This is a genomic window from Orientia tsutsugamushi str. Boryong, from assembly GCF_000063545.1.
GTDB classification, from domain to species: Bacteria; Pseudomonadota; Alphaproteobacteria; order Rickettsiales; family Rickettsiaceae; genus Orientia; species Orientia tsutsugamushi_C.
Genome location: NC_009488.1, coordinates 99166 through 118718 on the forward strand (window position 1 = coordinate 99166; position 19553 = coordinate 118718).

Consider the following 19553-nt stretch of genomic DNA (forward strand, 5'->3'; position numbering starts at 1 on the left):
TTATGTTATTTGCTTGTATGGTCTTTAGGAGGAAAGGTGCTATTGCGCTTACATGACAGCTAAAAGCATAGTAAAATGTACATGATGTTTTTTTAAGAGCTACTATATCTAGCTTATTAATTAATGCAATTTGCTTAAGATATAACAGTTTGTATGATATTGATGACAATAATATATTAGCATACTCTTTATATCAAACTCAGGTTTTTATAATAACAAAAAAATGAGATATTCTTGTCTTGAAAGATACATCTCATTTTTATTGCAAAATCAATACCTTATTTTATTTTGCGCAAGATCAGATAATTATTTGGCTTTATCTATACTGGAATGCAAGGGCTAAAAGCTAGCCTTTGCATATATTATTCCAGTATGGCTAATATATTTTTCAGCCAAATAAACGTCGCAAGCAATACCTATATCCATTATATTACGCTTAATAGCTAATTTAACACCTAATTGATAGAATGTTTTATGTAAACACTGTTCACGAGAAGTTATAACATCTGGATTAAATGTAGAGTTAATGTTTGGTAGCTGTGCACCATCTTGACAATCATATAAGTTATGATGAACATATCCATAGACTGTAGAAAGTACATTGAGATTATTATTTGCATTATTTACAACTAACTGCTCTAAAGAGATACCAATTATTCCTTCTAATGCTTTATGACTTCTGTCACCTATAGTTTTATTAGATGAATTATCTACTGATTTATTGCCAGAAGTATTAAAGTACGAATGTCTAATACCAACAGTTGGTACTAAACTTAGCTTCTTATTATTTTTTAATGGATAAAAATAATGCCCTGCGGTGAGGCTACCATGATAACTATGCCCTTGCCATAATGTTAGAGAACTATTTTTACTATCATCACTGAACTTAGCAACATTTATCATTCCTCGAATAAATGTAGTACTTTGAAACGAATATTGACCATATAAAGATAATAAGTAAACGTTACTGTTTATTTTTTCTATTCTGCTATCTGTATGTTTAGTATCAAACTTTGCATATGAAATAGCTGCACCGATAATAGCATTATTTTTCAAATGCTTATCTGCTCCAATAGAAATACCGCTAATATCTGTTTTATATCCTTGAATATGCTTATGGTCTTGTTGATTAACATTTGAGAAAAAGCCATCAGCCCAAATATTCCATGATTGTTTATTGATATTAGATCCAGATGATACTATATCTGACACAGATTTGTTGTTTGATGCTCTAGATTCAACTATAGAAGATATAGCTGCAACTGTAATATTTACTCCACCTTTCAAAGGTGCATCAGAAGCAGTTCTTTGCAATATTGGTTGTAGAGCAACCGCTTGCTCACTACTTTGCTCTTGGTCATCACTATAAGGTGATGAAAGATGTTGTTGTGGTTGCACACCGCTGCTAATATGTTGTTGCTGTTGTTGCTGTTGTTGCTGTTGTTGCTGTTGTTGCTGTTGTTGCTGTTGTTGCTGTCGTTGCATACCAGCACCAGCCGCAAGTGGTTGTGCAACAACAGGTTGCGCCTGCTCAGCAGGATCAGGCTGTGGTTGTTCAGCAGCACGTCGTGACAGTATAGGATCGTCAAGTCGCCGAGCAAGTTCTTCAATAGCAGCTTCAGTAGTATCTTCAGGATTTTCAGGATCTTCAGTATGATCTTTATCCTGCGACTGTTTGCTATGAGCACTATCCTTACTATGTAAATGAGAAGCAGCAGACGCTTGTATATCTTCGTCTTTGCCACCTTCTTCACCATCGCTTACTTCTGGGCTAACTCTAGCAGATGGTGCTATACTACTACTACCACTACTACTTGAAGCGCCATCATCTCCTTTATCTTTTTTCTTCTTATCTACCAATCCAGCAAATGCTAATTGTCCGTCAGAACCAGGTACTGGCTGCCACTTGCATTTGCCATCGCATACATATATTAAGCCACTTACATCTAAATTTCCAGTGTCAGCAATATCTACAGGTTGTATTATAGTTTGAGGCCCATGTTTACTTAAATCCCTTGAATCTCCTTGATGAACGACATTTAGTACGATTTTGTTACTTGGATCGTAATGTTTACTCAATTTTAACTTACCTTGAGTTTTAACAGTCCCATCTGAGTTAGTAGTATATCCTATACTAAATACAGTAACAGGCTTCTTATCAAATTTTTTAGGATTAGTACTAGATCCTTTGTTTGACTTATGTCCCAATATGATAATATTATCACCAAATAGAGCTAGTGTATTGATGCCAAGGTTAATACTTGCATTACCTACATTGATGTTACCAGATCCATCGCTAGTTTGAGCTGTAACAGTATAATCTCCAAGTAACGCCATCTCACCTCTAGCAGATGACTTGTCGCTAATCGAAAATTGCTTCGTATGTACTGATCCATCTACTTCTATTAAAGATTGTCTTTTAGACTTTGGTAGCAATGTAACATTTAACATTGGCTTGTCCTTAGTTCCAATATTACCACTATAGCTTCCTTGACTCATTGTAAGTTTTGCACCAGGGCCTGTAGGAATTATATTTGCATTCCAATCAGCGTTACTATTCAATTCAATATAACTGTTTTGGTCTGCAGTTATTTCTTTTATATTACAAGTATAAGGTATACTATTACTACCAGGCATAGAAACAAAAGATGCATTTTCACAAAGACAAAGTGCTTGAAGTGAATTAGGATTACTAATTTTAGTATTTCCAATATCACCACCATTGTGAGTTAGTGTACCATTATTACGTACTATAATTTTCCCACCACTATGACCTTTTGTTCCTATGTTACCTTCGATAACTGTATTGCCAAGGACATTAATCGTATCTTCTGGATGACTAAAAATAATATCACTACAAAAAATACTAGATTTATTCATACTTTTATCATAACTTATGAACCAGTTAGTATAAGGACGTATTCCGTTTGGATTATTTGAATGTTCTGCAAATTCGATTCTATGTATCTTACTTCGACCAGTTCCAATATCTCCATAAAATATACTTTTATAATGATCTGGATCATACTTAGTACTAGGGTTACCATGTATAATTAATTTTCCATAGTTAGATACAGATGGCTCTACTGATCTGCTATACATTTCACCATTCAATACTATACATCCATGCGTATCGCTATCACCACGAGAAACTTTATTTGAAGAATTTAGCTTTAGTTTTTGTGTATATAAATTTCCAGTAACATTTAGCACTGTTTCACCATCAACCAATATTTTTCCTGTGACAAAATCAGGTGTTCCAATAAAGCCATGAACATGATACGTTGTTAGGCTAGTACTACTAGCAGAATTTAAAAAATGTACTTCTGATGCTGATTGTTTTTTAGGCGTTATGCTAGCATACATATCCACTGTTTTTAAACCACTAGATTGCAGCTCGGCTTGTAATTTTAATACACCATCTACTTTCACAGGAATAGGGTTATTCGGTGTACCAAATTTATTAAAAGAAATTTTAGTACTACTACCACTAGCAACAACCGTAGCACCTTTAACTTCTATATTAGCTGTAAGATCTGATTGCAGATTTAAAACTCCTGACTTCTGAGGTACAAGTTTGGATCGTTCAACAGTAAGCGTTTTCAGCATCACTGGAGGGACAGTAAGTAATTGAAATGGTTTAGTAACATTAATATTTCCACAAATATTTAAATCACTAGATAATATTGTAGGTGATTGCACAACAAAAGATCCAATACCAGTAAAACTTGCTCTATCTGTGGATTCAGTTTTTCCGCCATGAGCTGTAGAGCTAAAAAAGGAAAGATCAAATGGAGACTGTCCTGCACTATGAATGATTGATGAGCTTCTTCTGCTTGAAGTAGAGCTACTGCTTACATCTGTATCAGAAAGATTAGGCATTGACATACTTGATGTAATAGGTGAAGTAGTTTTAAGTTCACTATTTGAATACAGTGTATTATTTACTATTAACTCAGAATCTGTGAGGTTTAAATTTGCCAATTTAATCCTATAGCAATCCTCACCTTTTATAGTTACTTTAGCATTTTCTTCAACACTAATCTCAATACTGTTACCTTTACCATCCATTTTTTCAAATCCTACTTCAGGCTGCTTAACTACAACTTTCTGTACTCCAGATCCTTTGTTTTGCTTAACCTCTACCTGCTTATTAGTACTATCACTTAGTACAATAGGAGCTTTAGGCTCTCCAGGAGTAGTACTGCTTAATGACATGGTACTACCAAGTTGTTTTCTTAGTCTTTTAAGAGTTGATGTGCTAGATTCTTTTCCTCCAGTTGCACCTTCACTAGGTTCTTCTGACTTAGTGTGACCACTTAATGATAAAGTGCTACCAAAACCTTTTAGTTTTTTAAAAGGTGATTTTTTAGATTTTTTGCCATCAGTTACTTCGCTGCCAGTTGCACTCCCTCCAGTCGTTTCAGTGACACCAGTTGCATCGCTGGCACCAGTTGCAGGAGTAGTGCCACTAGCTCCTTCAATTGGATTACTTGGATTACTTGGATTACTTGGATTACTTGTTGCGCCGCTACCTGTGTCTCCCTGATTATCATTACTACTTTCAGTTGTGTTATTGCTCTGCGATGCCCCACTACCAGTAAAACCTCCGCTGCTACTTGATGAAGCTGATGGATCATTATCAGCTGTTTGTATAATTGTAATATTACTAATAGTAAATAAAGTTGTAAAAAAAATTAGTGATATCTTTCTTGAGTTTTTCATCGCTAGACCTCTATCATTTCTTAATAAAAATTTATGATATAGTAAACTAAGTAGAATTAATGTGTATTAAAGAAGCATATAAAGTGAGTATAAATTCTCAAATTTATGTAAATTACTGTTTGATTTACAGGTTTATGCTAGATTAAAACTCTACATCTAATTCAGCTTAGTTTCTATAATAGCTAATACATACTTTAAATTTAATTAAGTACAGCAGCTAACTTTAAGTTTAAATTCTTATATAGCAATTTACAAGAATATTCAGAGTCCAATAATTCAAGATTATATTAATACTTTTTACATTTATTTAAAGTTGATTTAATTAAAAGCTAGTGAAGTATAAGTAGCAAAATTTTCTCTATCTAAATTCAAATTATTGTAGCTGCCTAATTGAACTTTGAAAGTTAAAACAATAGAGTGTAAAATTTATTAAAGGTTATAGTAAGTAATATTTAGTATAATAGGTGATATAATGTTGTAAAATTGATACTTTTAAAAAAAATAAGAAAAATGGTAACAAAAATGAATAAATACTAAGGATTAATATATCTATTAACGCTACAATATGATAAGTCGAAAGAAAAAGATAAGAGATAGGAAGTAATCATTGTCTTAGTTATTAACAATAGTAATATTAAATCTTCAGCACAAAAACATAAGGCTGGTTAAAGAAGGATTATATTCCTAAAAACATTAGGTTTAACATGATGTAGTACTTATAGATAAGCTTGGTGCTACGGTATCAATCATTCTACAAATAGCAACTGTAGGTAAATTTTACTATTGTCATAATAAAAAGCAATTGATCTATAGATACAGCAGTCGTGTAACAAAGAAATGTGCCATTTTTTCGTCCACTAAGCTAGGGTCAAGTGAAGGTGCAGTAGTTTAGTTATTCTCGTTTATATCACACGTCACATCAAACGTAACGTATGGATTTCCAGTATTATTTTTTCTGATAACTTCATATCATTGCTTATGTCTTATCGGAAGTTGTAGTTTTCAAAGATCTATAATAGACTTCTTTCGAAACTAGAGAATGATGTAGAATGGTGTTACAAATAACTGATTTGAGGTAATAATGAAATTTGATCAAATTAAAGAGTTAAAGGATGAAAAATTTTGTCGATGATTAACAGGAGTAAGGAAGTGAACATTTGCAAAGATGGTGGATATTTTGAGGAAAGCTGATGGTCTTAGAATACCTTAGAGAATACTGTACTTATTTCCATATAGGTCAGAACTATGGGATTAGTGAAAGTTCAGCATATAAAGCTGTTAAATGGGTAGAAAACACCTTAGTTAAACACCAAAACTTTGCTCTTTCAAGTCGTAAAACTCTAATGAAGAGTGATATGAATTATGAAGTAGTCTTGATTGATGCTACTGAGAGTCCTATAGAAAGACTCAAAAAAACAAAAATTCTATTATTCAAAAAAGAAGAAAAGGCATACACTAAAAACTCAAATAGTGGTAGACAAGAAAACGCACTAAGTAATATGCACAGATTTTTCTAACGGTAAAAAACATGACTTTAGATTATTTAATGAATCCAAAATTCTTATCCATCCTAAGGTTAAAGCGATTACTGATACAGGATATCAAAGTATACAAAAAATTCACAATAATTCTGCATTACCAAAGAAAAAAAGCAAGAGACATCCTTTAACTAAAAATGATAAAAAGAATAATCGTAGATTAGCAGGAGAAAGAGTTGTCAATGAAAACGTTATTGGTATGCTAAAACGGTTCAAAATTATTGCTGACAAATATCGAAATAGACGTAAAAGATTCGGTCTTAGATTTAATTTGATCTCTGGCATTTATAATTTTGAACTACCTTAACCAGTTTCGAAAGAGGTCTAATATCGAATTTGGTAATCATTATATAATCCAATTTTCTCATATAATTTTCTTCTACACCACATTTTCCAGCCAAAACTTTTCAATTCATGTGATTGCATTAGATACATCTTACTTTCTTCTCTACTAAGTTCCTTATATATCCAAAATAACAGCTAGAGTTACCAGCCCTAAAGTAATTTATCAAGCCTTGTAATATCGGGTTGATAAGATGTATTACTCTATCAACTTGTTGCAATATAAACTTATTGAATAGACCTCTTTCTAAACTGGTTAAAGTAGTTCAAAATTATAAATGCTAGAGATCAAATTAAATCTAAGACCTAATCTTTTACGTCTATTTCGATATTTGTCATCAATAATTTTGAACTACTTTAACCAGTTTAGAAAGAGGTCTAATATTTCTTTAGTCTTTTTAGCAGAGAAGTTCGTGCTCTTATTCTAGGTGTTTTCTGAATTTTAATTTTACATTGCTTAGTTTTCACTAGACTAAAATCGAACCTCAGAAAGCTAAATGTTTCACCATTCTTTAAATCAACTATTTTTGTCTTTCATTTGTATTTATTTTCAACAGTTCTTAGCTTAGCATTATATTGATTGCTTTTTCTAGCTACTGCTATTTTCTATAGCCATATTTTAGTTTACTCACGATCTTTGCTCTTTCTAGCATTTGATCTACTTCATTAAGATAAATATTGCTTAAAAGATGTGATAGTGGTCCACCTTAGGATATTCCTCTTTTTCTACTTGCTTTGACTATCAGTTTTAATAGCTTTATAACATCTTTATCACTTACATGCTCTACTACATTGTTAAATATAATGCGGCTGTGGATACTATGCTTCAGGTTTTATTGATTTACAAAAATCTGCTATTAATGCACTGTCTACTTTATTTGTTTTTGTACGACTAAGTTTACTCATCGCAAAACCTTTAATACATACAAGGATTATACTTAATAGCTAAATCAAAATTTTCTATTACTTCTTGAAATTGTCCTAATTCATATAAACAAACTTCTTTATTATAATAAGCTTTTACATGATTAGGTTTATACTTAATAGCTAAATCAAAATTTTTCATTGCTTCTTGATATTTGTTTAACTCAAAAAATGAAATTCCAACATTAAAAAGTTTTTCTGCTAACATGGCTTTATCCTGCATTAATTTCTGATGTAACATGTTGATTACAGCTGTTATATATTTTACAAATTTCATATGATTATTAATTACCCTTTAAATTTTTGATTAGCTACTGCACACCAAATAATTACTAAATTATAGGTGTTACAATTAATCCTTCTTTTATATTTTTTTTCAGTCTTATCAATAAGACTATCAGAAATTCTATTAATATTCTTTATTTTTTTTATTATTACAACAGGTTATAACAAATTATATTAGACCTCTTTCGAAACTGGTTAACGTAGTTCAAAATTATTGCTGATAAATATCGAAATAGACGTGAAAGATTCGGTCTTAGATTTAATTTGATCTCTGGTATTTATAATTTTGAACTACGTTAACCAGTTTCGAAAGAAGTCTATTGCATTAAATATGCGTGATTTTCTATAAGTAAAGGCATTGATATAAAGTCAATAGGAACTAGCTTCAGATGAGCAAGGACATTAAAACAAATCCCGTTTCTGTATTTTCAGGTAAACATCGAAAATGCAAAAAAGATGTATTTAGTTTTTTGAATTGCTGCTCTTCAATGACTGGCTGGGGGCGTGATATAGGCTTATCGCAATGCAAATCTAAGGAACAAGAATTAGCTCTATATAGAAAAAAAGGTTACTGCTATTACATTGGAACCTATTGTTCTTCAAGAATTCCGATATTGGGTATTTGCCTAGCTAGAAAGTCTACTTATTGCTGCTTTCAGTCAAAACTTGCAAGAATTTTTCAGGAAGAAGCAAGAAAGCAGCTAAAAATAGACTTCGGTACACCTGAATGTCCAAAGTGTAGAGGCCTTACTGTTGAAGAGTTACAAAAAGTTGATTTCACTAAAATCAATATGGATGAACTATTTGGAGATATACTCACTAAGGCTCAAAACAGCATGAACAAAGACATTATTGCAGGAATCAAAGATAAAGTTCATCGTATGCAACAAACTTAGTCTAAATGAGCAGATTATTAATGTTTATGATATTAATTAGTCATTTATCCACTGTTGATGCTTCACCAACAAGATTTTTATGGTACAATGATAAACATGGTCATGAGCTTGATGACTCTGCTGCTAATTCTAAGTTGATGAGTAGGCCTCATGACCAGAGAATCGAGGAATTAAAGGAGCGATTTAATCGAGCTTAGCGTATAGCGCTGGATAATCCAACGCTCGAAAATGTGATTACAGCTCAAAGATTGCAGAAGCAAATCATGGAGAAGGCTCATAAGTTTGCTACTATGTGGCAACTAGCTACTCTACTTGATTACCAACTGATTAATGCTAATGAGCCTGCTAATAGCTTACATAGAAAGCTATATCAAGAAAAATCAGAGCAAAAAAATGATTTCAAACTCAAAAACATTGCTAAAAACTGGGGATTGATTTTGCAAGTTAAACAAGATTGCTTGCTCTGTAAGGCCTTTATGCCTATTGTTCAGTGCTTTGCTAATAAATATGCATTTCAGTTGCTAGCTGTCAGTAAGAATAATGAGTTGCTTAATAAACTAAATCCTAAGCATATTGTACCTGTATTATATTCAGTAGCTAGCGATGGTAAAAAAATATATGCAGTAGCTAGAGGCATAATCTCTGAAGATAAAATTATCGACAATATTCTAGCAATCGATAGATATTATCATAAGTTGGAGACTACATGAGCACCAAAATCAGAGTTTATGCCATTACAATGCTATTATTGCTACAAGCTCCAGTATCACTAGCTTGGAATATCGAAAACGTATTTCAAGGAATGAGTATTAATGTCACAAGATCTGGATCATATCAAGATCAAGCGGCTGGATATTATGCGGCTGGCGGATTATCTGCCAGAACAAGCCAAACATCATTTCAGCCATTTGCTATAACTCCACCATCTTTAAACATGAGCTGTAGCGGTATTGATGCCTATCTTGGTAGCTTCTCTGTTATTTCTGGAGAAGAATTAGTTCAATTGATGAAAAACATTGGTTCTCAAGCTAAAGTCTATGCTTTTTCATTAGGATTAAAAACCTTTGCTCCTCAAATTGAGAATGCTCTCAAAGACTTACGTAATCTAGCAATGGAGATGAATCAATTTGCTAAGGGAGATTGCAAATTAACAAAAGCATTATTTGCTACAGCTTTACCAAGAAACTCAGCTATGAGAGAAGCTGTTTGCCGTGATATACAGTCACAAAGCGGGTTTGATTATTTTGCTGCTGGTAAAAAATGTCGTAATTATTTAGATCAAAAACAAGCTCTGCGACAAGCACAAAATAAGGATTCAGAGTTATGCTGGATGATTATAACATCTTCACTAAAGCAGCAGCAAAGGTTGGAATACCATCAAATATGCGTGATTCAATCATGTCTATGACTGGCACTATCGTGGTTACAAACAATAATGTGTACTTTTTTGACTCCTTAGCTCAGGATGAAAAAAGTTGGATTAGTCATTTAAAAGGTGGAGAATCAGCTTCAATTTACAGCTGTGATAGTGTTAGTTGCCTGCATCCAAGCCTACAACGAAATATCACAATATCACCAGAGCAGTCTTATGCAGGTAAAGCTAAGCAAAAATTGACTGATCTAAAAAATAAGTTTGATAAGAATTCTGAATATAGCAACTCTGAAATAGCCTTTTTATCTTCGATTGGAGATATATTTCCAATTTATGATTATATCACATTAGAAGCTATTTCTGGAGTCACAATTTTAGAGATCTCATCAGAATTAATAGCTAGCTATACATTAGTTCAGCATTTGAAGGAAGTAATCACCGAAATACGTAGAGCCGTTACTTCACTAGGTGCTAAGCAAGTTTCGAATGAACATTTAGAAAGATATTTGAAGGAATTGAATCGAGTACAACTTTTTGCAAATGAAAAATGGACTAGCCTACAAACCGATGCAAGTCGAATAGATAAAAGGGCTAGATTAATAGAGCAGCATTTAATAGCGAAGGAGAAAAGTTAATGGATTACGTAATATACACATTTGGTGGTGGAGATCTGTTATGGCATGTGTTTAATGGCATAGGCAGAGGTCTTTGCTTCAAATAGCGAATACTTCACTCCAGTGGGTCACTTAGCCTTGACTATTGGTGGCATATGGGCTGCTACTAGGGCTATTTTTAGAGGAAATATCGGCATCTTTGCTATGGGAATGGTTTTTTCCATCGATATTTATTTTTACGCTGTTATTTGCCCCCAAATCTACTGTTTGGCTGAAGGATGAAGTATCAATGAGTGCGCCAGTAAAGGTTGATAATATCCCATAAGTATTGCAATGTTTGCTTCTCTTTCATCGCAAACGAGTTACTTTGTATCTAAAATGTTGGAACAGCATCTTTTGCCAGCTTATGAAGGACTATCGAGCAGAAAAACTGGTATTATGTTTGGAGCTAAGGCTGTAGCTAAGATTCGAGATGTGCAAATACAGGATCCAATAACTTTAACTAATACGAAGGAATTCCTTAGACAATGCTTTATGAAGCCTTACATCATAGGCAATATTCTAGGTAAAAAAGCTGCTGCTCAACAAACTAACGACATTATAGGATTTATCGAGCAAAATATACCTAATAATTTTGGTATTTATTATCGCGAGCCTAGTAATTTAGCCATTAGTTTCAAGACCTGTAGACAAGCTACTCCATTGATTAAAGCGGCAATTCATAAAGAATTAAATGAAGGACTCCTAACAAAGTTTGCAGCTGCGATTGGAGTTCAATCTGATAAGTCAAATATGTTAAGTCAAAGACTAAAAGTCATGACTGGAGACACACTAAAATATTTACAGAGAGAGCAACAAGATATTCATGAATGGATGAAGCAAGCGATGTTACTTAATGCTAATCGTGAGTCATATGATGACTGGCGTGAGAAGTTTTCGTTATCAAGAATTTATTCTAATTTAGTTAGTATGCATGCAATTAGAGGGCTATTTCAACAGTCATTTTCGTACTTAGTAGCTGGCGAAATGGCTGCTCACATGATGCCTATTTTACAATCTGTTTTTTTTGCATTAGTAGTCTCAATGATCTTTATTGTATTTCCAATGGGCCTATTACCTGGCGGCTACAATATACTCAAAACCTGGATTCTATTAATAATATGGGTCAGCAGCTGGCCAGTATTTTTTACAATAATCCATTGCCTAGGAATGATCAGCTTATCCAGTAAATCTGGAGCTTTTGGTAATGATTATGGCTTGAATATGCTATCGCAAGGAAGCTTCGCAGAGATGATTTTATATAGCTATGCGACGTTTCAAATGCTTGCATCATCGATACCAATGCTTTCTTGGGCAGTGATAAAAGCTTGTGCTCATGCTACAGCTAACTTGGCCAGCCAGTTCTCTCCTATACCAGTTGCTAGCAGCTTAGGCAGTAACATAGTCGACAATAACTTGAGTATGGATAATTACAGCATAGGCAATAGAACTATCTCTCAACAAAACCTAGCTCCTTCATTACATATGGCTAATATTATCAATGATGGTGGTAGAACAGTCACTACAACGGCTGATGGTCGACAAATTATAAATGAAAACGTAGATTCATTGGGAAATAACTTCCGAGCTTCTGCTATGCTACAAGCTGGATATCAAAACCAGTTTACGCACTCTCAGAGCATTCTTGATTCACTGACAAAAAGAGAGGCCAATCTTATTTCAACAGGAAACTCCATTACCATGGAAATAGAGCCGACAGGATAACTCACGATGAAGCTCAGTCTATAAGCATCACTGATAGTGAATCTCAAGCTCTACAGGAGGTTGGTTCTAGTAGCATTGCTACTACTGATCATACAGGTAGTAGCCACAGTAAAAGTAGTGGAACTAGTGCTAGTGCTGGTGGTAGAGCATTTTTTGCACAAGTTAAAGTTGAAGGAGTGGAAAGACATAACAATAAAGGAGCTTCTTTAGCTAGATTAGGACAGTATGAAGATGCAATGGAAAATTTTGATATTGCTATTAAGTACAGATCAGATAATCCAGAAGCTTATTATAACAAAGGCATAGCGTTAATGAATTTAGGATACATTCAAAATGCAATCGAAAACTATGATATAGCTATTAAATATAGACCAGATTATGCAGAAGCTTATATTAATAAAGGTTTAACTTTAGCATTTTTAGGGCAATTGCAGAATGCAATAGAACATTTTGATTTAGCTATTAAATACGATCCTAGTTGTGTGAAATCATACTGTAATAAAGGGTATATATTAAGCTTATTGAATAGATATTCTGAAGCAATAGAAAGCTGTAACATAGCTATTAAATATGATCCAAATTGTGCGGATATTTATTATAATAAAGGAATGATTCTTGAGAAATTAGGTAAACACCAAAAAGCGATAGAAAATTTTGACATTGCTATCGCTATTAAGTACAAACCTAATTTTGCTGAAAACTATCTTGAAAAAGGAATTTCATTAGTAAGTTTAGGACAGTACTCAAAAGCTAAGGAGAATTTTAACTTAGCTATTAAATATAATCCTAATATCATTGCAGAATACGAAGCAATGTTTAAAAAGTTAACAGAATTAGAGAATTTTACTGGAGTAAAAGAGTATGAGCAAAAACTACAGATTTTGAAAAAATACTCTTGATGAATTTTCAGAATCAAGGCAATTTCACAAGGGGATCGCAGTTATTTGCTCATAAGTTAAGAATGTTTGGGCAAGGTAGTGCCAATGTTTTTACAATTGGGTTAGGATTATCGATATTCTGGATTATATGTCGATTATATCAAAAAGTTTTTCTGAGCAGTTTGTATTATTTTGCGATTGAGCGATATGTACAGCTTAAGCTAACAATTGGTGAACATTTTTATGATATCGATCAAATAGGAATCGTATTTTATAGTTTAAGGTTTAAAAAATGGATACACCTCAATGCTCAGGACTTTCTACATGAATTTTATACAGGTCAACATGGATTTAAAATACAGCAATTATGGGAATTCCTAATCAATTCAGCATTATTAGAAGGATTAATTGTTTTTGCTATTGGTGTGATAATCTCAATTGTTTTCTTTACGGCTCAAGGTAAAAAAACGATTATTAAGGCTAAAATTAGAGGTGCTGATTTTGTACGGAGTAGAAATCTAGCTAAAATGCTAAAAAGCGCTAAAAAGGCCTCGAAAATCTGTTTTGGAGGCTTGCCATTAGTAAAGAATAGTGAAAGGCTGCACATTCTTATTACCGGAACAACAGGTACTGGTAAAACTAATATGCTTAACGAACTGCTACCACAAATTCGATCACAACAGGATCGAGCAATAATTATAGACCTTACTGGAGCTTTTACTGATAGATTTTTTGATTCTAAATGTGATAAGCTGCTTAATCCTTTGGAAAAAAATAGCGAGCAATGGTTGCCTTGGAACGATTGTTTTGAAGCAGCTGATTTTCATGATATAGCTAGTAGTTTTAGTAATTATACCCATAGAATCGATGACTTTTTTGCTAAAAATGCTGAATTAGTCTTGTCTGAAGCATTGAAGCTATATCAGGATGACAAAGATATCATAAAATTAATTCATACAATCATTTACTCTGATAATAGACAATTTGTAAAAGCTTTTAGAAACACCGCTGTATCAGGCATTATAAGCGAAAGCGCGCCTGAAACTTCTGCGGGAATTCAATCTACTCTTGGAAAGAATATTACTTCGCTACAATATTTAAAGCCTGGAGGTAATTTTAGCATCAAGGAATGGTTTAGTAATTCTGCTGAAACTGGATGGCTATTTATCACAGCTACTCCAAGTCAAAGAGCTACTTTACAGCCACTTATTTCAGCATGGATAAGTATAGCTATCAAAGCTTTGATGTGTAGAAATCCTAATCATGATAACAAAAACATATGGTTTATACTTGATGAACTGCCAGCTCTACAAAAAGTTTCATCTTTACCAGTTGCTTTAGCTGAAAGTAGAAAGTATGGAGGCTGCTTTGTTGCTGGGTTGCAGAACATTCATCAATTAGAAGCAATATATGGTTCTGCTGAATGTGCTTCTATGCTTGATTTGTTTAATAGTAAATTTATTTTTCGAGTTAGCGATCAGGTTACAGCTTATAAATCAGCATTAACACTAGGTGAGGAAGAAATTATTGAAACTCAAGAGAACTTGTCATATGGATCAAATACTATGCGAGATGGAGTAAATATGAATAATGTTGAGCGTAAAAAGCTTTTAGTTATGCCATCTGAAATTATGAATCTACCAGACCTTACATGTTATGTAAAGCTTGTTGGTAACTTTCCCATCACAAAACTAACTATGAAGCTACAAAACTTAAATATAGCATATGTTTGGGGATATACATTGCTCAAAAAACTTAAGTTAGTGAATTATTAATTCAAGAATTATCCATGCTAACTTTTAAATTAACCACTTCTTCGTTTGATAACCCAGTATTTTCAGCAATAAATTCAACTGAAAAGCCAGCTTTTAATAAGTTCCTTGCAAGCCCTTGTTTAGCCTTTACTTCACCAAGCTTTATGCCTTCAGCTCTGCCTTCATCAATATATTCCATAATCCTTTTTCTATCCTCAATTGATAAATTTTCGTCTATTACTTCTACTAATATGGAAAACTAGCATCTTAATAAATCATTGATTGAAGTTTTAGCTCTAGTATTATTATCAACTTTCTTAATAATTACAACGCACTGCAACTGTACGTTATTTAAATGGGCCTGTGGTAAGCTTCCAGGGACTACAACTGAATTAGCTGGAATACGGCCATAAGTTACTTCTCCAGTTTTCAGATCAACTATCTTTGTTGAAGCACTAATCTGTACTCCAGTACCTATAACAGCTCCACTTTCAACTATTACTCCTTCAGCAATTTGACTCCTTGCTCCAATAAAGCAATTATCTTCAACAATCACTGAAGCATTTTGTATTGGTTCAAGTACTCCACCTAAGCCTACTCCACCAGAAATATGACACTTATTACCAACATATGCACATGATCCAACAGTAGCCCAACTATCAATCATTGTACCGCTACCAACATACGCTCCTATATTAATAAATGATGGCATTATGACTGTGCTATGGCCAATATATGCTCCTTTTCTAATGATTGCGCCAGGTACTACTCGTATACCAAGTTCTTTAAAGTTATCTTCTTCAGATCCAGAAGAATAAAACTTCAATGGAATTTTATCATAATAACAAGCAACTTGTGTTGATGTAAGAACGCTATCATGTAATTTAAAATACAGTAATATAGCTTTTTTAACCCACTCATTAGTGTGCCATTCTCCATTCTTTTTCTCACAAGCTCTCACTATACCTTTGTCTAGATCATCTAAAATACTTTGCAGCCATCTGCATGCTACTTTATAATCTTCAGCACCTTTAATCAACTGATTGCGCTTTGTCCAAAAATCTTCGACTTTATTAATATATTTATATAATTTACCAGTATTTTTTTCCATTATATTACTCTGTTTTCAAAAAACCTTTGAACAACCTTAATCTTACATATAGAATATAGATAGATAACTTGATAGCGCAATAAAAATTTGAAACATAAATGCAGATTTCATGTCCTCAATGTAATACTGTTTTTGCATTGCCTAATAATAAAAATTTAAGTTTTAAAAATATAAGAAAAATCAAATGCTCTAAGTGTCAACATATTTGGATTGGAAAATTACAGGATTTAATATCTGTGCCAATAACTCCAGCAAGTTTTTGTGCAACAGATTATAGTTATCAATTAGGTAACAACATATCCTCTTTATTAAATAGAGAACAATACACAGTATCAATATCTAGATATTCAGTAATATTGCCGTTCATATTAGCAATTTTAATTTCACTATTATTATTTTTAACAGTAAAATATAATTCAGCAGCACAAGATATAATTTTAGGAGAAAAGAAGCACATTTCATTACATAGAGTTACATCAACATATATTCCTGAAACTAATCATAGAGTAATACAGTACATACTGTTTAACAACTCATCAACAGCTGTTCACCTTCCAGTTATAAAAATATGCACATATGACCAAAATAAAAAACTGATAAATTATCATCTATTTAGTAATGAGGAAATAATATTGCAAGCTAGGACTTATGCACTTGCTAAAACAAAGTTTCAGAATGATAATATTCAACTCAGCAGTTTCAGTATCAGTTTGGGAAATAATTCGTTATTTATGATTAACTAACTGATGTTATAGGATAAAATATTGAAATAGTGTCATTGCAACAAAACAAGAGTACAAACTAACTCTGAAAAAATTCTTAAATTGTTGTGAAGTATTCAAGAGTTAGAAGACATATATTTAAGAAAAGAATGCATCCGTTTATTGCTATAAAAAACCAAGTTTGATATAAAGAGTGTGTATCATCTACTATAGGTAAAATTAAGTATTACAATGATAAAGACGACATAGGCAAATTTTTTAAACAAAAAAATATAAACCTCTATAAGCATCAAAAAACTACAACGCTTATTCTGCCTAGGTTTAACATATTTCTTATGTTCAACTCTAATTTATAACTCAGCTCTTTATCTTTGTATACTACTTAACTTATCTTTTTCCATTATCCTAACCTGACATTTTATGCATTCGAAAAACTAAGGTCAAATATTTTTTGGATTTTTTCTTCTATAAAGATTTTGCTTTAAAGCTTTAGAAAGACCTTGAGTATCACGAGCCTTATAACACTTCTTTGATATTGTTTGCATGTTAGGTTTATACATTAATTTTTAACTACAAAGTTGATTATAAGGTATATTACATTAAAAAAAAAGATGTTACTAATTGATAATGTTATTATGAAGTAATATTTATCTTGACCTAACTTAAATAGTATGTCAATAACATACATAATAAGCTATAGATAATATATTTTTGTATGTCATCATAAATTAAGCTTAGCTTTTATTAGAACAATTATTTCATAGTTTTACTTTCATGAACTTAGAACACTAAAAACTATGTTTTGATATACTGTTAGCCGCTATAGCTCAGTGGTAGAGCGCATCATTGGTAATGATGAGGTCGGGAGTCCGATTCTCCTTAGTGGCACCACTATTTTATCAGCTTTATCACCATATTGCATTAAAAAACAGAAACATAGCTCTAAGAAAAATTTCTATTGATAAACTAAAAGAATATGTGTCACAATATAGTGACGCAATCAATATGAAAGGGCTGGACGGGTAGGAATAATTCAGTAAAGAGATTAAGTATTACACATAAAAAAAGCTATAAACATCCGAATGCAAAAAAGAAGAGAGATTAGAATTTTAGATAAAAAGGTACAAAGACAAAGGAAAAGTTATTGTTTTTACGAATGAAAGAGGTTTAGTTCACATAGAACTCACGGATATGCCACACAAAAGGCATAAGATGTTATAGATTTTATAATTGGCATCCATCAAAGAGAATTAATGTTATATAGCTAAACTAGTATAAAACAGTTATGTTATATTGAAAAAATGGTTTCAAGTTAAATCAAGGAGAATAAAATATCACTGTAATATAAATTGATTTTAAGGGTGAAGTATTATGTATGAAGATATACCTGAAGTAGATATAAATAAATTATATGATGAGTTTATCAATCATAGTTTAGATTTATGAAATAAATTTAGCCCACCATTTTGAATCCGTTAATAGATCATGCAATAATGATAATATAAACATACAAGTGATATGACAGTTATATTAGCATTACTTGGATATATCTTGTTAAGTGTTATAGAGCTTTATTTGATAATGATTGTATAAAAACTTAAGGATATTACTTTATCATCTTGAGCAAATGTTGAAAAAGCGAATTTTATGTAAATCTTTTTGACAATGCATTATAATATTATGAAATATTATTGCGATAATAATGAAGGTATTCACTATGGAATTTTATATAATGCAAGCGCAAAGGTAGAGAATACACATTATCCTACCGCTAAATTGAACTGTACAAATGACTATGATGAACTTATGAAAATAAATTGTTTCAGAGAGAATGGTGTAGCGAGTTTTACAAGATACCGTGTTAAGAATCAAGAAAAGAAATAATAATTTTATAAAAAAGATGTAAGTTTTTATAAAATTATTATTTTTGCTGGATTGAAATATTGGGATTAAAAGGAGAATTATGCTTTAAAACACCGTAAATATATGTAATAACTTACGCATAGCGGCAATAAGGATAAGCATTTTGGGTTTGCCAGTATCAGACACAAACGTTGAGAAAATTGCTTGATAATACAATTATGTCTTAAGGCAGACATAGCAGGCATATAAAAAGACCTACGTAGATCTGAATTACCAGTTCTAGAGATTCTACTAGCACCACGCACGGAACTGCCAGATTGACGATGCTTCTTAGGATTAAGACCTACAAAAGCTACAACTTGTTTAGCAGAACTAAATTTCTCAATATTTGCTAAAAAAGCAAGAACTACAGCCTGTATTTTTGCTCCTATACCTGGTATTGACTCAAGTAACATAGCCTTATTATGAAGATCTTTGTTATTTTTAATATGGTCATTGATTAGTTGTTCAATTTCTTTAATTTGCGTTTCAAGAAATTCAATATGCATTTGAATATTATTAGCAATTGCTTTAGACATTCCTTCTAATCTATTTGTTTCTTGTGTTTTATGCTTAATTAAAACATTCAAGCGATTAACTAGCTGCTGTAGTTCTTGAATATAATGTGGCCGGGGATGCCATGCTTCCGGTTTCATTGCTTTGCAAAAATTTGCTATTAATACACTGTCTGCTTTATCTGTTTTTGTATGACTAAGTTTACTCGTA

9 protein-coding genes, 1 tRNA gene and 9 pseudogenes are annotated in these 19553 nt (G+C 32.3%); 11 read left to right on the forward strand and 8 right to left on the reverse strand.

Features of this window, described 5'->3' with window-relative positions:
* Positions 1 to 339: 339 nt before the first annotated feature.
* Positions 340 to 4725 (reverse strand): autotransporter outer membrane beta-barrel domain-containing protein, encoded by a 4386-nt coding sequence (locus OTBS_RS00520; protein ID WP_011944269.1) that lies wholly within the window; start codon positions 4723 to 4725, stop codon positions 340 to 342.
* Between the two features lie 1081 nt (positions 4726 to 5806).
* On the opposite strand from OTBS_RS00520, the pseudogene OTBS_RS10910 reads away from it, so the two are divergent.
* A pseudogene (locus OTBS_RS10910) lies at positions 5807 to 6570 on the forward strand (IS5 family transposase).
* Between the two features lie 118 nt (positions 6571 to 6688).
* Here the strand turns inward: OTBS_RS10910 and OTBS_RS18110 are convergent.
* From OTBS_RS18110 to OTBS_RS00530, 4 genes and pseudogenes are all read right to left on the reverse strand, one after another.
* Positions 6689 to 6826, reverse strand: coding sequence for a group II intron maturase-specific domain-containing protein (locus OTBS_RS18110; protein ID WP_157866287.1), 138 nt, complete (start codon positions 6824 to 6826; stop codon positions 6689 to 6691).
* 35 nt (positions 6827 to 6861) lie between these two features.
* Positions 6862 to 6957, reverse strand: a pseudogene (locus OTBS_RS13600) (IS5/IS1182 family transposase); the annotation flags it as partial.
* A gap of 470 nt (positions 6958 to 7427) precedes the next feature.
* A pseudogene (locus OTBS_RS13605) lies at positions 7428 to 7526 on the reverse strand (IS110 family transposase); the annotation flags it as partial.
* The gene (locus OTBS_RS00530) at positions 7522 to 7770 is read right to left on the reverse strand and encodes a tetratricopeptide repeat protein (protein WP_410517948.1); all 249 of its coding nucleotides are present in this window, start codon (positions 7768 to 7770) and stop codon (positions 7522 to 7524) included. The gene OTBS_RS00530 and the pseudogene OTBS_RS13605, both read right to left, overlap by 5 nt.
* A 248-nt stretch (positions 7771 to 8018) precedes the next feature.
* Here OTBS_RS00530 and OTBS_RS13610 point away from each other — a divergent pair.
* The 8 genes and pseudogenes from OTBS_RS13610 to OTBS_RS00560 all read left to right on the forward strand — a co-directional run.
* A pseudogene (locus OTBS_RS13610) lies at positions 8019 to 8114 on the forward strand (IS5/IS1182 family transposase); the annotation flags it as partial.
* An 86-nt stretch (positions 8115 to 8200) separates the two neighbouring features.
* A pseudogene (gene traN / locus OTBS_RS00535) lies at positions 8201 to 8710 on the forward strand (conjugal transfer protein TraN); the annotation flags it as partial.
* 5 nt (positions 8711 to 8715) lie between these two features.
* Positions 8716 to 9420, forward strand: a pseudogene (locus OTBS_RS00540) (conjugal transfer protein TraF).
* Positions 9417 to 10717: pseudogene (locus OTBS_RS00545) on the forward strand (conjugal transfer protein TraH). Before OTBS_RS00540 ends, OTBS_RS00545 begins: the two co-directional pseudogenes overlap by 4 nt.
* A 127-nt stretch (positions 10718 to 10844) precedes the next feature.
* Positions 10845 to 11021: a hypothetical protein gene (locus OTBS_RS15650; RefSeq protein WP_162097308.1), complete on the forward strand. Its 177-nt coding sequence runs from the start codon at positions 10845 to 10847 to the stop codon at positions 11019 to 11021.
* Positions 11022 to 11029: 8 nt separating this feature from the next.
* Entirely contained in the window at positions 11030 to 12460 is a 1431-nt protein-coding gene (locus tag OTBS_RS15655) for a conjugal transfer protein TraG N-terminal domain-containing protein (RefSeq protein WP_232488825.1), read from the forward strand.
* A 176-nt stretch (positions 12461 to 12636) separates the two neighbouring features.
* Positions 12637 to 13359 carry a tetratricopeptide repeat protein gene (locus OTBS_RS15660; protein WP_162097311.1) on the forward strand — a complete coding sequence of 241 codons (723 nt, stop codon included), beginning with the start codon at positions 12637 to 12639 and terminating at the stop codon, positions 13357 to 13359.
* On the forward strand, positions 13359 to 15113 hold the full coding sequence (locus tag OTBS_RS00560) for a type IV secretion system DNA-binding domain-containing protein (protein ID WP_041621067.1): 1755 nt from the start codon (positions 13359 to 13361) through the stop codon (positions 15111 to 15113). Before OTBS_RS15660 ends, OTBS_RS00560 begins: the two co-directional genes overlap by 1 nt.
* A 1-nt stretch (position 15114) precedes the next feature.
* On the opposite strand, the pseudogene OTBS_RS13615 reads toward OTBS_RS00560, so the two are convergent.
* Positions 15115 to 15342: pseudogene (locus tag OTBS_RS13615) on the reverse strand (transposase); the annotation flags it as partial.
* Between the two features lie 9 nt (positions 15343 to 15351).
* Positions 15352 to 16203, reverse strand: coding sequence for a 2,3,4,5-tetrahydropyridine-2,6-dicarboxylate N-succinyltransferase (locus OTBS_RS00570; RefSeq protein WP_011944274.1), 852 nt, complete (start codon positions 16201 to 16203; stop codon positions 15352 to 15354).
* Positions 16204 to 16301: 98 nt separating this feature from the next.
* On the opposite strand from OTBS_RS00570, the gene OTBS_RS00575 reads away from it, so the two are divergent.
* Together OTBS_RS00575 and OTBS_RS00580 are read left to right on the forward strand one after the other, a co-directional pair.
* On the forward strand, positions 16302 to 16946 hold the full coding sequence (locus OTBS_RS00575) for a zinc-ribbon domain-containing protein (RefSeq protein ID WP_011944275.1): 645 nt from the start codon (positions 16302 to 16304) through the stop codon (positions 16944 to 16946).
* Between the two features lie 795 nt (positions 16947 to 17741).
* Positions 17742 to 17816: transfer RNA gene (locus OTBS_RS00580), tRNA-Thr, on the forward strand.
* A gap of 1030 nt (positions 17817 to 18846) precedes the next feature.
* Here OTBS_RS00580 and OTBS_RS00590 read toward each other — a convergent pair.
* Positions 18847 to 19549: pseudogene (locus OTBS_RS00590) on the reverse strand (IS110 family transposase); the annotation flags it as partial.
* Positions 19550 to 19553: the final 4 nt, after the last annotated feature.